We start from the raw sequence: 13508 nt of genomic DNA, 5'->3' as shown, positions 1-13508 counted from the left end.
GGGTGGGCTGGTCACCGGAGGAAGGCGTCGAAGACCTCGGCGGTGCGTCGCCCGTCGTGGTGGTCACGGACGTAACGGGTGCCCTCCGCGGCCAGGGCGACCGCGGCGGGCCGGTCGTCGAGCAGCGACTCGATGGCCTTGACGAGCGTGCCGGGGGTGGCGTTGGCGATCGGCGGCCGGACCCCGGCGGCCCGGTGCGGCCCTTCGCTCAGGTATGCCACCACGACCCGCCCGGCGGCCATCCCCTCGCAGGAGAACGTGCCGTAGCTGCCCATCACGAGCTGGTCGACCACGATGTCGCACTCCTGCACCTGGCGCCGCATCTCGTGGTGCGGCAGCCCTTCCACCAGGCGCAGTTCGATGATCCGTCGATCGTGCAGCTCCTGCAACCGGGGCAGGAGCCGGTCGGTGCCCTTGGTCCACCGCTTCGACGGCGCGTGCAGCACCACCGGCCGGGCGCGTTCCAGCACCGGGCGGTCGCAGGCCCAGGCGTCCACGTCGACGATCAGCGGCGCCCAGGTGGCGGACGGCACGTCGTCCAGCAGGTCGGGGGTGGTCACGAAGAACGGCAGGCCGCTCTCCTCGGCGGTGCGCCGGTTCCGCTCGGCCACGGTGGTGAGCTGCCCGATCAGGTCCTCCGGGGCGTCCCGGAACGCGGACTCGGCGTGCCGCTCCAGGTGCGCGCCCGGATGGCGGATCTCGCTGCCGTGCGCCAGCAGCGCGACCTTGAGCCGGGCCCGGCGCAGCGCGGGCAGGTCCGCGGCGATGTCGTCGCCGTTGGCCCGGCCGAGCACCGGGCGGAACGCGTCCACGATCAGGTGGGTGTACCAGCCGAGCACCCGCTCGGCCCGGGCGATCTGCACGTCGAGCCGGTGTTCGCCGGGGTAGTTCAGGTAGCGGTCGGCCGGGTAGCGGTAGGTGGCCGGTGGCTTGGCCATCACCAGTTCCACGCCGACGTCGGCGCGGGCGGTGGTGATCGCCACCGCCAGGGCGGAGAGCTGCCCGGCGTAGTTCGCCGTGCCCAGCCCCAGCCGGATCGGCCCGGCGCCGAGCGGACGCCAGGGGCCGGGCGTGCCGGCCTCGACCGGCGCGGCCGGCGGCTCCTGCGCCGGCGGCGCCTCGTCGCCGCCGCGCTGCCGGGCCCGCTCCACCGCCTTGGTGAACGACGGCAGCGAGCCGGGCGCGAAGAGGTCGCCGCCGCCGTGCCGGGCGAGGTGCTCGCGCACCACCCGGCTGTCGGCGGCGACCACCCGCAGCCCGGCGGCGAGGAAGGTGTCCAGCAGGTCGAGACCGGCGTCCGGGTCGAACCCGAACACCGCCACGTCCGCCGGGGCGAGGAACGCGGCCGTCACGGTACGCGGGCGCGGCACCAGGTGGACCCGCCGGCGCGCCTTGCCGGCGTGGCGGACCAGGTCCTGGGCCGACGCCCGCTCCGCCTCGCCGCAGACCAGCGCCAGGTGGAACTCGGGCAGCCGGACGAGCGCGCGCAGCACGCCGTCCAGCGCCCGGTCGCCGGTGATCCCGCCGGCGTGCACCAGCAGCGGCGTGCCGGCGGGGAGTTCACACAGTTCGCGTACCGAAGGGGTCTGCCAGGGCCGGGTGCCGGCGGCGGCCCGGCGGAGCGCGATGCGCCACCGCCGGGGAATCCGCCGCCGTACCGCGGAGACCGTCCGCCGCACCGGCGCCGGGCTCATCGCAGTGCCGGCTCCGCGTCGCTGCCGTCGGCCGCGACGGACACGACCTTGCCGTCGGCGGACGACTCCAGCAGGGCGGCCGCGACCTGCACGGTACGCAGACCCTGCCGCAGCGTGACGATGTCGCTCTGCTTGCCCTCCACCGCGTCCCGGAAGCGCTCGTGCTCGACCAGCAGCGGCTCCCGCTTCGGGATGGCGTAGCGGACCATGTCGCCCTCGGCCACGCCGCGGAACGCGCGCAGCGCCTCCCACTCGGTGTCGATGGCGGCGTTGGCGTAGAACGTCAGGTCGGCGGTGAGCGTGTCGGCCACGAAGCAGCCCTTGTCACCGGTGACCACAGTCGACCGCTCCTTGAGCGGGCTGAGCCAGTTCACCAGGTGGTTGACCATCGTGCCGTCGGCGAGCTGGCCGACCACGGCGACCATGTCCTCGTGCAGCCGGCCGCTGCGCGAGACCGTGCGGGCGGCGACCGAGCTGTACTGCTGGCCGGTCACCCAGGCGGTCAGGTCGATGTCGTGGGTGGCCAGGTCCATCACCACGCCGACGTCGGCGATCCGGTGCGGGAACGGGCCCTGGCGCCGGGTCACGACCTGGATCACCTCGCCCAGCTCGCCCGCCTCCAGCCGGGTACGCAGGCTCTGCAGCGCAGGGTTGTACCGCTCGATGTGACCGACGCCGGCGACCAGGCCGGCGTTCTCGAACGCCTCGACCAGACGGGTGGCGGCGTCGACGGACTGGGCCAGCGGCTTCTCGATGAGCGCGCAGACGCCGTTGGCGGCCAGCTCCATGCCGATCGGCTCGTGCAGCGCCGTCGGGCAGGCCACCACCGCGTAGTCGACGCCGAGGGCGAGCAGGTCGCTCAGCTCGGGTACGACGGGCGCGCGCAGCGTGCCGGTCACGTCGCCGGCCGGGTCGACCACGCCGACCAGCTCGACGCCGTCCAGGTTGGACAGCACGCGGGCGTGGTTGCGCCCCATCGCGCCGAGGCCGATCAGGCCGGCCCGCAGCTTCCGTCCGCCGTCACTCATCGGGCACCGCCGGCCAGGTTCGCGCCCTCGGCGATCCGCTCCAGCTCGGCCTGGCTCAGCGACGGGTGCACCGGCAGCGAGACCACCTCGGCGGCGGCCCGCTCGGTCTCCGGCAGGTCCCACGCGCCCGGCTTGCCGTCGACAAGGTACGGCTTGAGCCGGTGGATCGGGGTCGGGTAGTAGACCGCGTTGCCGATGCCCAGCTCGGTGAGGCGGGCCTGGGCGGCGTCGCGGTCGCCCCGCACCCGCACGGTGTACTGGTGGTAGACGTGCTTGGCGCCGTCGGCGACCGGCGGGGTGACCATGCCGGTGATCGCCGAGTCGAGGAACTTGGCGTTGGCGCGGCGCTGCTCGGTCCACTCGGCGAGCTGGGTGAGCTGCACCCGGCCGATGGCGGCGGCCACGTCGGTCATGCGCATGTTGGCGCCGACGATCTCGTTGGCGTACCGCTGCTCCATGCCCTGGTTGCGCAGCAGCCGCAGGGTGCGGGCGAGGTCCGCGTCGGCGGTGCTGATCATGCCGCCCTCGAGGGAGTGCATGTTCTTCGTGGGGTAGAAGCTGAAGCACCCGGCGGTGCCGAACGCGCCGACCGGGGTGCCGTTCAGTTCGGCGCCGTGCGCCTGCGCGGCGTCCTCGACCACGGCGAGGCCGTGCTGCTGCGCGATCTCCATGATCCGGTCCATCGCGGCCGGGTGGCCGTAGAGGTGCACCGGCATGATCGCGACGGTCTTCGGCGTGATCGCGGCGGCGACCGCCTCCGGGTCGACGCAGAAGCTGCCCGGCTCGATGTCCACGAAGACCGGCTCGGCGCCGACCAGCCGGACCGCGTTGCCGCTGGCGGCGAAGGAGAACGACGGGACGATCACCTCGTCGCCCGGGCCGAAGCCGAGCGCCATCAGCGTCAGCTGGAGCGCGGAGGTGCCGGAGTTGACGGCGACGCAGTGCCGGCCGCCGACGAGGTCACCGAACTCCTCCTCGAACGCGGCGACCTCGGGGCCCTGCACGACCCGGCCGCTCCGCAGCACCCGGACGGCCGCCTCGATCTCGGCCTCGCCGATGATCGGCCGTGCGGGGGGAATGAACTCTGGATGCGGCCCGACCATGGGGCTTCCTCCTGTCGACGCGTGGTTCATGAGAGACGTTTCGGGGGATGGTACCGGTCTGTCGGGAGAACCAGCGGGTTGCACTGATTGTCCGACCGGGTGTGACCTTCTGTTCATGATCGACGATGGCCCTCCGGGGGCGGCCCGGGGTTCAGACTTCCACCTCGTCGCGTACAGGCCCCACGCATGCTACCCGCAGCGCGGCGACGATCGCGGCCGCCATCCGGGGCACCTCGGTGGGCTCCAGCGGCGCCCGGGAGATCGCCATCCGCCAGTAGACCGGGCCGACGATGAGATCGACGGCGGCGCGCCGGTCGGTGTCCGGGGACAGCTCACCGCGCTCGACCGCCCGGCCGATCAGGATCCGCCCGATGGCCTGCTGGTAGTCGTCCAGGGCGGCCTGCAACTTCTCCGCGATCTGCGGGTTGCGGGCCGCCTCGGCCAGCAGGTCCGGGATGATCTGCGCGGCCAGACGGTGACGCAACGCGCGCGCCATCACGTGCAGCAGGATCTCCAGGTCGCCGAGGAGGCTGCCGGTGTCCAGCAGCGGGATGTTCCGCCCGGCCACCGCCGAGACCATGTCCAGCACCAGGTCGAGCTTGGAACGCCAGCGGCGGTAGATGGCGGTCTTGCTCACACCGGCCCGGCGGGCCACCGCCTCGATGGAGAGGCGACCGTAGCCGACCTCGGCCAATTCCTGCATCACGGCGGCGCGGATGGCACTGGTGATCTCCCCGCGCAGCACCGCCGCGCCGGCCGGGGCACGCCTCTTCTCGGTCGTCACGTGGAACAATGTAGCGCAACGACGGTACGGTTGCGTCCCGACGTTCGGTGGACTACCTTCCATGCAGCAGCGAGGCGGCTCCTCCCCGCCCGGCCACGCTGGATCTCTTTCACCGCACTGCTCCCCATCAGCACGAAAGATCGGAGCGCCTGAACATGGCCAACACCGCGGTGGCCGACCCCGAATCCGGACTGACCCGGGCCCAGCTGGCCCAGCGGTACGGGCTACGGGTGGCCGGGGAACGACCCGCCCTGGGTGAGTACGCACGCAGGTTGTGGGCGTACCGGCACTTCATGACCGCGTACTCGCGGGCGAAGGTCGCCTCCTCGCTGAGCAACACCCAGCTCGGCCAGCTCTGGCAGGTGCTGACACCGCTCACCAACGCGGCGGTCTACTTCCTGATCTTCGGCGTGATCCTGGCCCAGCACCGGAACGTGCCGAACTTCATCGCGTACCTGTGCACCGGCATCTTCATCTTCATCTTCACCCAGACGGCGGCGACGAACGGCGTCAGCGCGATCACCGGCAACCTGGGCCTGATCCGGGCGCTCCAGTTCCCCCGGGCCGCGCTGCCGATCACCGTCACGCTGGTGCAGCTCCAGCAGCTGCTCATGTCGATGGTCGTGCTGGGCGCGATCGTGCTGTTCACCGGCGAGCCGATCACCTTCCGCTGGCTGCTGCTGCCCCTGATGCTGCTGCTCCAGACGATCTTCAACGTCGGGTTGAGCATGGTGATGGCCCGCCTCGGCTCCAAGGTCACCGACCTCAAGCAGATCATGCCGTTCGTGATGCGCACCTGGCTGTACGCCTCCGGCGTGCTCTACCCGGTGGCGCTCATCCGTGAGCACCTGCCGAACTGGGCGGCGAACATCCTGGAGTGGAACCCGCCGCTGGTCTTCATCGAGCTGGCCCGCTACGCGCTGCTCGACTCGCACCAGCCGAACCTGATCAGCTCCCCGCTGAAGCTGTGGGCACTCGGCCTGTTCTGGGCGGTCGTGATGGGCGTCGGCGGATTCGTCTACTTCTGGCGCGGAGAGAAGGAGTACGGCCGTGGCTGAGCAGACCCTGCCGCTGAACGCCGGTCCGGTGACCGACTCGGGTCGCGTCCCCACAGTGGTGGTGGACGACGTGCACGTGATCTACCGGATCCACAAGGGCGCGAGCGGCGGCACCACCCCGGTCTCCGCGCTCAAGCGGATCGTCTCCCGCACCAAGGCGCCGAACATCCGCGAGGTGCACGCGGTCAAGGGCGTGAGCTTCACCGCGTACGAGGGTGAGGCGATCGGCCTGATCGGCAGCAACGGCTCCGGCAAGTCCACGCTGCTGCGCGCCATCGCCGGGCTGCTCCCGCCGGCCCGCGGCGCCGTCTACACCCAGGGCCAGCCGTCGCTGCTCGGCGTGAACGCCGCGCTGCTCAACGACCTGTCCGGCGAGCGCAACGTGGTGCTCGGCTGCCTCGCCATGGGCATGCACCCGGACGAGGTCAAGAAGATCGCCCCGGAGATCATCGAGTTCTCCGGGATCAACGAGCGCGGCGACTTCGCCTCGCTGCCGATGCGCACCTACTCCTCCGGCATGGGCGCGCGGCTGCGCTTCGCGATCTCCTCGGCGAAGAAGCACGACGTGCTGCTCATCGACGAGGCGCTGGCCACCGGCGACCGCAAGTTCCGGGTCCGCAGCGAGCAGCGGGTCCGCGAACTGCGCGACAGTGCCGGCACGGTCTTCCTGGTCAGCCACTCGATCGGCTCGATCCGGGACACCTGCGAGCGGACCATCTGGCTGGAGAGCGGCGTCCTGAAGATGGACGGCCCCACCAAGGAGGTCTGCGACGCGTACGAGAACCAGAAGTAGCGCCCCGGAGCGCACCGCACCGGGTTCCGCCCGGAGCGGTGCGCTCCCGCGTACGCGTTAAGGTTTTCGGACCCATCCCCTTTCACCCAGAGTGAGGTACGGCAATGACGCAGGACCACACCACCGCACCGGACGCCGCGCCGGCGAGCCCGGCACCCTGGCGCCCCGCGCGTACGGTGGCCGTGATCCTCGCCGGGGGGACCGGCACGCGCCTCGGGCTGGGCATCCCGAAGCAGCTCCTCAAGATCGCCGGTAAGCCGATCATCGAGCACACCCTCGCCGTCTTCGAGGCCGCGCCGGAGATCGACGAGATCATCGTGCTGATGGCCACCGGTCACGTCGACGACGCGCGGCGCATCGTCGCCGGCGCCGGCTTCCGCAAGGTCACCAAGGTGATCGAGGGCGGCGAGACCCGCAACGACACCACCCGGATCGCGCTCGACGCGGTCGGCGAGGGCGACGTCAACATCCTCTTCCACGACGCGGTCCGCCCGCTGGTCAGCGCCCGGATCGTGCGCGAGTGCGTGAACGCGCTCTGGACGTACTCGGCTGTCGACGTGGCCATCCCGTCCGCCGACACGATCATCCAGGTCGACGCGGACGACTGCATCACCGACATCCCGGTCCGCTCCCGGCTGCGCCGCGGCCAGACCCCGCAGGCGTTCCGCTCCGGCACCATCCGCGAGGCGTACCGCCGGGCCGAGGGCGACCCCGACTTCGCCGCCACCGACGACTGCGGCGTGGTGCTGCGCTACCTGCCCGGCACGCCGATCAAGGTGATCGACGGCTCGGACGAGAACATCAAGGTCACCCACCCGGTCGACGTGCACCTGGCCGACAAGCTGTTCCAGCTCGCCGCCGCCCAGGCGCCCCGCCTCACCGACCACCGCAGCTACGCCGAGGAGCTGACCGGCCGGACCATCGTGGTCTTCGGCGGCAGCTACGGCATCGGCCACGACCTGGCCGAGCTGGCCCGTGGCTACGGCGCCCAGGTCTTCCCGTTCAGCCGCTCCACCACCGGCACGCACGTCGAACGCGCCGAGGACGTGGCCGCCGCGCTGAAGACCGCGTTCGAGGCGACCGGCCGGATCGACCACGTGGTGGTCACCGCCGGCATCCTGGAGAAGGGCGCGCTGGCCGAGATGGACTCGGAGACGATGGACCGTCTCCTGCACGTCAACTTCGTCGGCCCGGTCACCATCGCGCGCCAGTCGCTGCCGTACCTGCAGCAGACCAAGGGCCAGCTGCTGCTCTACACGTCCAGCTCGTACACCCGGGGCCGGGCCCGCTACGCGCTCTACTCGGCCACCAAGGCCGCGCTGGTCAACCTGACCCAGGCGCTCGCCGACGAGTGGGCCGAGTTCGGCGTACGCGTCAACTGCGTCAACCCGGAACGCACCGCGACCCCGATGCGGACGCGGGCGTTCGGCGAGGAGCCGGAGCACACGCTGCTCTCCTCCGAGGCGGTCGCGCAGGCGTCCCTGGACGTGCTGATCTCCGACCTGACCGGCCAGGTGGTCGACGTGCGCCGGTCCCCCGGCGAGCAGGTCGCCGCCGTGCCGGCCCAGCCGGGCCCGCACCGGTCCGAGCTGTCCGCCGACGCCTGAACCCGACGGGACGTACCAGATGCGTGGTGACCTGGTCCGCAAGCTGCTCGCCCGGGTGCTGACCACCGGGCTGGCGGTGCTGGCCTTCCTCGTCGTGGCGCTCACCGGGGCGACCGGCTGGGGCCTGGCCCTGGCCGTCGCGGCGCTCGCCGCGACCGCCTGGGAGCGCCGGGTCCGGCCGTCCGCCGACGGTCTCGCCGAGACGGTGCTCGTCGCCGCCGGCATCCTCGTCGGCTACGCGCGGCGGCTCGACGACGGCTTCGACCCGGCGCTGGCCGCCACCGCGCTGGTCCTGCTCGGGCTGGTGCTGCTGGTCGGGCCGCTGCGGCAGGCCGGCGCGCTGGAGATCCGGGCGGCGAACCTTCCGGTCCGCACGTGGACACCGGTCGTCGCCGCCCGGCTCGGCGACGCGCTGCTGGTGCTGCTCGCCGTGGTGGCGCTCGCCGCCGCCCTGGCGCTGCCCGCCTGGACGGCGCTCGTCGCCGCGCTGCTGGTCGGCGCCGGCTGCGGGGCGGTCGCGCTGGACCTGGCCCGGCGCCGGTTCCGCCCGCCCGCCGGAGGTGGCCCGGTCGGCCGCGCGCTGCGCCGCCACCAGCCCGAGTTCGTGCTGCACTTCTCCGCCCCGCCCGGCTCCGAGTACCAGGTCACCATGTGGCTGCCGTACCTGGAGCGAATCGGCCGCCCGTTCGTGGTGGTGCTGCGCGAACCGGAGCTCCTGCCCGCGGTGGCCGCCGCCACCCGCGCCCCGGTCGTCCTCTGCCCCACGCTGAAGGCGCTCGACGAGGCGCTGGTGCCGAGCCTGCGGGTGGCGTTCTACGTCAACCACGGCGCGAAGAACGCCCACGTGATCCGGTTCAACCAGCTCACCCACGTGCAGCTGCACCACGGCGACAGCGACAAGGCCCCCAGCGCCAACCCGGTCTCGGCCATCTTCGACAAGATCTTCGTGGCCGGGCAGGCCGCGATCGACAGGTACGCCCGCGCCGGCGTGGAGATCCCCGCCGACAAGTTCGTCGTGGTCGGCCGCCCCCAGGTCGAGGCCATCGAGGTACGCCGGGAGCCGGTCACTCCGTCGGCGCACCCCACCGTCCTCTACACCCCGACCTGGACCGGGCACCACGCCGACGCCAACTACTGCTCGCTGCCGGTGGCCGAGACGTTGATCCGCCGGCTGATCGACAGGGGCGCCGCGGTGATCCTGCGCGCCCACCCCTACACCGACAAGAACCCGGCCTCGGCCCGCCAGCTCGCCCGCCTCACCGAACTGCTCGCCGCCGACCGGGCGAAGACCGGCCGGCCGCACCTGTTCGGCGCCGCCGCGAGCCGCGAGCTGACGCTCACCGAGTGCGTCAACCGCGCCGACGCGCTGGTCTCCGACGTCTCCGGGGTGATCTCCGACTGGCTCTACTCCGGCAAGCCGTACGCGGTCACCGACACCGGCGCCGACGGCGAGCACTTCGTCGAGCGGTTCCCGCTGGCGGCGTCCGGCTACGTGCTGCGGCGTGACATGTCCAACGTGGACGAGGTGCTCACCGACCTGCTCGACGCCGACCCGAAGGCGGCGCAGCGCTGGGCGGCCCGGACCCGCTACCTGGGCGACTTCCCCGCCGACGGGTACGCCGAGGCGTTCCTCACCGCCGCCCGCCGCGAACTGGAACCCGACTGGGCGGTCCCGGCGCCGCGCGCCGGGGTGTAGGCCCGCTCAGAGGTACGGGTCGAGCAGGGCGAGCACCGCCTCCGGGTCCTCGACGTGCGCGTTGTGGCCCAGCCCGGGCAGCGTCGCCACGGGCGCGCCCAGCTCCTTGAGCTGCGCGTCGGTCACCATCGGGTCCAGCTCGCCACGGGCCAGCAGCACCGGCACACCGGTGGCGGCCAGCAGGGACGGCAGCCGGGGTTCCCCGACGGCGAACGCGGCCGGGTCCATCGCGAGCCGCCAGCGACCGTCCACCCGGCGCAGCCCCGCCTCCACCACCGGATGGTCCGGTGCGAACAGCCCGGCGAGCCCGGAGACCCGCAGGTAGCGGCGGGCCGCCTCGTCACGGGTGGCGAACCAGGTGACCGGCCGGGCGGCCAGCTCCGCCGACTTGGCCAGTTCGGCCGGGGACCAGACCGCCTTGATGCCGAGCCCGACCATCGCGTCGACCGGAAGCCCTCGCTGCCGGGCCGCGAGCGCCAGCGCCACCACCCCGCCGAGCGAGTGCCCGAGCAGCACCAGCCGGTCGGTGGAGCCGAGCCGGACCGGGCCGAGCCCGTCGACGACGCGCTGGGCCAGGGCCTCGAACGAGTAGCCGTGCAGCGGCGGCGACCAGCCGTGTCCCGCCAGGTCGGGGGCGAGCCAGCGGCCGGGCCAGCGGCGCTCCAGCAGCGGCGCCCAGGGCAGCCACACCTCGCCGGTGGCACCCATGCCGTGCAGGAGAATCAGGTGCCGCTTCCCCGTCGCATCGCCCATTGGCGCAGTCTGCCACCGCCCGCCCCGCACACGCGAGACCGAACCCCGGCCAGCCTCGTCGCCCGCCATCCCGTCGATCTTGCGGTTTCGGCCCACGGGACGCCCGGCTTGCCCGTTGTGACGGGGCCGCAACTGCAAGATCAGCGGGGCCGGGCGGGGTGGGACGGGGAAGGCCGGCACCCCCGGGGTGGGGGTGCCGGCCTTCGGGCTGTGGGACTGCTCAGGCGGAGTAGCCGCGGGTGGAGACCCAGTTCGCCAGGTCGATCGTGGTGACCCAGTACGACGGCAGCGACGGGTCGGCCGAGTCGGCGATCCGTACCGTCCGGCCGTCGTTCTTGTAGCCGACCACCGCGACGTAGTGGCCGCCCGGGAACGAGTGCCAGCCGCCGTTGGTGTCGGTGGCGGTGCCGGCCACGTTCGCGACGACCGCGCGGCCGTTGCTGATCGCCTCGACCACGTCGGCCTGGAGCCGGTCCATCTGGGCCGGGGTGGCGGTGCCGGGGATCATGCGGGTCCGGTACGGGTTGCCCTTGACCTGCTGGTTGAGCACCCGGGTGGTGTCCTCGGCCGAGTTGGTGCCCATCTCGGTGGTGCCGAGCGGGCCGGCGAGCGCGTCCTGGCTGCGTTCGATGCCGGCGGCGCTGAGCGCGTTGCGCACGGCGGCCGGACCGCAGTAGAAGTAGTTGATCTGCGCCTGGTAGTCGTAGTCGAGCGACTTGCTCGACGGCGGCTTCGGCTTGGCCTTGGGCGTGGTGTCCGGGTCGGCTGTGGCCTTCTTCGACGGGGAGGCGCTCGGCGACGCGCTGGGCGCGGCGGAGGCGCTGGGCGACGCCGGCGGGACGGCGATGCGGGCCTCGCCGCGGCTGGCGGGCTGCTCGCCGAGACGGGCGGCGCCGAGATCGGCGACCGCCGCGGTGTTCTCCTGGACCGGGGCGTCGTCACCGGCGGTGGCGACGGTGCCGGCGCCGGCGGCCAGCACGAGCGCGGCGGCCGATCCGGCGATGATCTGGTACGGGCGCTCGGTGACGATCCGTCGCAGCTGACGCTTCAGGTGGTGCTTCACGAAATCCTCCACGGGGCGTGAGCGGCGCACGCCGGCCCGGCACGCGGAGGAACTCACACGTGCTGGCGGGGCCGGATGGCCGGGGGATCGGGAACGCCCGTGATGCCGGGCGCCCAGGGGGCGGTTGCCGGTCGCGCGTCAGGCGAGCGCGGGCACCGCGGTGCCGTGGAGGCGGGGGGACGATCGAGGGGTGGGCAAGAGGGGTACTCCTTCCGTGGCCGCCGACCGGGTTAGCTGACGGATTCGGGCGGGAAGTACGCCCTACCGCGGGCCGTGGCTCGCGGATTCACCCCGATGGTGCTCATGGGTCCCCGGTTCGTGGAACACGATTAGGCGGGTCGGTGCGGCGTCGCCGTCGGCAATCGATTACCGCATCGGACGCGCCGACACTACCGGTGGGTATGTCCCATGCCAAGCGCTCCCACCTGCGTAAACGTGATCCGCGGTAACGGATTTCGGAACACCCGGTTACTGACTTCGCTCAATGGGACAAGCAGTTTCGACGGCACCCGGCGGCGGAAAGCGGACAGATGGCCAGCACCGGCCCGGCAATTGCGCGACTCGATGACCTGTTCCGCGCCGGACGCCCGTTTCGGCGGCCCGGGTGACCGGGCTCACCACGTTGCGGGTAACGATTCGGTCGAGACGGTCGTCTCAGCCGACCCGGGCCGGGCGCCACCGGGCGTTGCGGACCGTCGCGGGCACCGGCTGGGCGCTTGCTGTCGCGCTCCGGTACGCCGGGGCGGGCCGCAGCGCCACGGTGGCGGCGTACGCCTCGGCGGCGAGCGTCCGGGCGGCCTCGGCCGCCAGTTCCGCGTCCCGCCACGCCGACCGCTCCCGCTCGGCGGCGCTCTCCCATCCGGCCCGGCGACCGTCCCGGACCGTGCGCGCCAGCACGATCTCCTGCTCGGCCGGGTGCCGGCGCGGATCCCACCCGTTGCGACCCGCCAGCACGTCGGCGAGCTGACGGGCGGTCAGGTCGCCCCGCCAGTGCGCCGTCATGGCGGCGTGGTGCAGCCAGCGCTCCCGGGCCGCGTACTCGGCCGGGGTTCGCGGTGTACGCGGCGCGGCCAGCGCGGCGGCGCCGGCCAGGCGGCGGGCGGCGGCGTCCGCCTCGTCGTACGCGGTCCAGGCCAGTTCCGCCTCGTCCTGCGCGGCCAGCCACCGCTCACGGCGGCGGCGGGCCGTCTGGGCGGCCCCGGCGGCGGCCACCGCCACCTCCTCGGCGTACCGGATCAGGTCGTCGCGGCGGGCGGCGTCGGCGTCGGCCGGTTCGGGGACGGCGTCCGGCGCGGGCTCGCGTTCGGGCCGGGCGACGAGCGCGGCGAGCAGGCCCAGCGCGAGCAGCAGCAGGAAGGACCAGATGGCCGCGGCCTCGGGCACGGAGGTGAGGAAGTGGTACAGAGCGGTCTGCGACATGGTCGGCACCTCACGGGAAGGACCTGGCGGGAGGGCCGCACGGCCGGCCGGGGCGGGCGGGCCACCGGGAGGCGGGTGCGGGAATGACGTTCGGTGGGTGCGGGAACGGGCGGGGCCCGTGGGCGGATCAGCGGGCGGGCGGGGCCCGTGGGCCGGCCGGCGCGGCGGCCCGTCCGGCCGGGACCGGCTCCGCGACGGCCGGGACCGTCGCCCGGCGAGCGGGCGCCGGGACACCGGCGGGCGAGGCCGGCCGCTCGGCCACGCGGTCGGCCTCCGGCCGCGCGGCGGTCGAGGCGCCCGTGACCGTGTACGCCGAGGCGGCGACCGCCGGAGCCGGGGCGGCAGCGGCGACACCGGCCGGCAGCGTGGCGGCGCCGAACGAACAGGCGACCACCACGGCGAGACTGGCGAGCATCCGGGCGGTCCAGCGCGCCACCCACCACACGGGGCAGGTGAGCGCGATCGGAAGCACGGGTACAAATTACCGCCGATCCCCCACGAACGCACCGG

At 73.3% G+C, this 13508-nt stretch carries 12 protein-coding genes and 1 riboswitch; of the genes, 4 read left to right on the top strand and 8 right to left on the bottom strand.

Annotation, left to right across the window (positions count from 1 at the left end):
* Nucleotides 1-11 precede the first annotated feature (11 nt).
* The 4 genes from ACN27D_RS26065 to ACN27D_RS26050 form a co-directional block, all read right to left on the bottom strand.
* The gene (locus tag ACN27D_RS26065; protein WP_421500230.1) at nt 12-1694 is read right to left on the bottom strand and encodes a glycosyl transferase family 1; all 1683 of its coding nucleotides are present in this window, start codon (nt 1692-1694) and stop codon (nt 12-14) included.
* A complete protein-coding gene (locus ACN27D_RS26060) occupies nt 1691-2722 on the bottom strand; it encodes a Gfo/Idh/MocA family protein (RefSeq protein ID WP_421500229.1) in 1032 nt (343 codons plus the stop codon). Before ACN27D_RS26060 ends, ACN27D_RS26065 begins: the two co-directional genes overlap by 4 nt.
* The gene (locus tag ACN27D_RS26055) at nt 2719-3825 is read right to left on the bottom strand and encodes a DegT/DnrJ/EryC1/StrS family aminotransferase (protein ID WP_120570715.1); all 1107 of its coding nucleotides are present in this window, start codon (nt 3823-3825) and stop codon (nt 2719-2721) included. Before ACN27D_RS26055 ends, ACN27D_RS26060 begins: the two co-directional genes overlap by 4 nt.
* A gap of 151 nt (nt 3826-3976) precedes the next feature.
* Nucleotides 3977-4609: a TetR/AcrR family transcriptional regulator gene (locus ACN27D_RS26050; RefSeq protein ID WP_120570716.1), complete on the bottom strand. Its 633-nt coding sequence runs from the start codon at nt 4607-4609 to the stop codon at nt 3977-3979.
* A 155-nt stretch (nt 4610-4764) separates the two neighbouring features.
* Between ACN27D_RS26050 and ACN27D_RS26045 the strand changes: the two genes are divergently transcribed.
* The 4 genes from ACN27D_RS26045 to ACN27D_RS26030 all read left to right on the top strand — a co-directional run bounded on the left by ACN27D_RS26045 (nt 4765) and on the right by ACN27D_RS26030 (nt 9763).
* Entirely contained in the window at nt 4765-5667 is a 903-nt protein-coding gene (locus ACN27D_RS26045; RefSeq protein WP_120570717.1) for an ABC transporter permease, read from the top strand.
* Nucleotides 5660-6460: an ABC transporter ATP-binding protein gene (locus tag ACN27D_RS26040; protein ID WP_091423599.1), complete on the top strand. Its 801-nt coding sequence runs from the start codon at nt 5660-5662 to the stop codon at nt 6458-6460. Before ACN27D_RS26045 ends, ACN27D_RS26040 begins: the two co-directional genes overlap by 8 nt.
* Before the next feature lie 104 nt (nt 6461-6564).
* A complete protein-coding gene (locus ACN27D_RS26035) occupies nt 6565-8067 on the top strand; it encodes a bifunctional cytidylyltransferase/SDR family oxidoreductase (RefSeq protein WP_121683891.1) in 1503 nt (500 codons plus the stop codon).
* Between the two features lie 19 nt (nt 8068-8086).
* A complete protein-coding gene (locus tag ACN27D_RS26030; RefSeq protein ID WP_421500228.1) occupies nt 8087-9763 on the top strand; it encodes a CDP-glycerol glycerophosphotransferase family protein in 1677 nt (558 codons plus the stop codon).
* Between the two features lie 6 nt (nt 9764-9769).
* On the opposite strand, the gene ACN27D_RS26025 is transcribed toward ACN27D_RS26030, so the two are convergent.
* The 4 genes from ACN27D_RS26025 to ACN27D_RS26010 form a co-directional block, all read right to left on the bottom strand.
* Nucleotides 9770-10516 (bottom strand): alpha/beta fold hydrolase, encoded by a 747-nt coding sequence (locus tag ACN27D_RS26025; RefSeq protein ID WP_421500227.1) that lies wholly within the window; start codon nt 10514-10516, stop codon nt 9770-9772.
* Nucleotides 10517-10736: 220 nt separating this feature from the next.
* A complete protein-coding gene (locus ACN27D_RS26020) occupies nt 10737-11579 on the bottom strand; it encodes a C39 family peptidase (RefSeq protein WP_350815239.1) in 843 nt (280 codons plus the stop codon).
* 204 nt (nt 11580-11783) lie between these two features.
* Nucleotides 11784-11925, bottom strand: a riboswitch (cyclic di-AMP (ydaO/yuaA leader).
* A gap of 308 nt (nt 11926-12233) precedes the next feature.
* Nucleotides 12234-12998 carry a hypothetical protein gene (locus tag ACN27D_RS26015; RefSeq protein WP_421500226.1) on the bottom strand — a complete coding sequence of 255 codons (765 nt, stop codon included), beginning with the start codon at nt 12996-12998 and terminating at the stop codon, nt 12234-12236.
* 127 nt (nt 12999-13125) lie between these two features.
* Nucleotides 13126-13470 (bottom strand): hypothetical protein, encoded by a 345-nt coding sequence (locus ACN27D_RS26010; RefSeq protein ID WP_421500225.1) that lies wholly within the window; start codon nt 13468-13470, stop codon nt 13126-13128.
* Nucleotides 13471-13508 lie beyond the last annotated feature (38 nt).

It is taken from the genome of Micromonospora sp. WMMD1274 (assembly GCF_049179035.1).
Lineage (GTDB): Bacteria > Actinomycetota > Actinomycetes > Mycobacteriales > Micromonosporaceae > Micromonospora > Micromonospora tulbaghiae.
The sequence above is the reverse complement of the archived record's forward strand: the minus strand, read 5'-3'. Positions and strand labels throughout refer to the sequence as shown.

Excerpts from the sequence above, each read along its gene's own strand:
- ACN27D_RS26065 (WP_421500230.1), bottom strand. The coding sequence starts at position 1,694 with ATGAGCCCGGCGCCGGTGCGGCGGACGGTCTCCGCGGTACGGCGGCGG.
- ACN27D_RS26060 (WP_421500229.1), bottom strand. The coding sequence starts at position 2,722 with ATGAGTGACGGCGGACGGAAGCTGCGGGCCGGCCTGATCGGCCTCGGC.
- ACN27D_RS26055 (WP_120570715.1), bottom strand. The coding sequence starts at position 3,825 with ATGGTCGGGCCGCATCCAGAGTTCATTCCCCCCGCACGGCCGATCATC.
- ACN27D_RS26045 (WP_120570717.1), top strand. The coding sequence starts at position 4,765 with ATGGCCAACACCGCGGTGGCCGACCCCGAATCCGGACTGACCCGGGCC.
- ACN27D_RS26035 (WP_121683891.1), top strand. The coding sequence starts at position 6,565 with ATGACGCAGGACCACACCACCGCACCGGACGCCGCGCCGGCGAGCCCG.
- ACN27D_RS26030 (WP_421500228.1), top strand. The coding sequence starts at position 8,087 with ATGCGTGGTGACCTGGTCCGCAAGCTGCTCGCCCGGGTGCTGACCACC.
- ACN27D_RS26025 (WP_421500227.1), bottom strand. The coding sequence starts at position 10,516 with ATGGGCGATGCGACGGGGAAGCGGCACCTGATTCTCCTGCACGGCATG.
- ACN27D_RS26015 (WP_421500226.1), bottom strand. The coding sequence starts at position 12,998 with ATGTCGCAGACCGCTCTGTACCACTTCCTCACCTCCGTGCCCGAGGCC.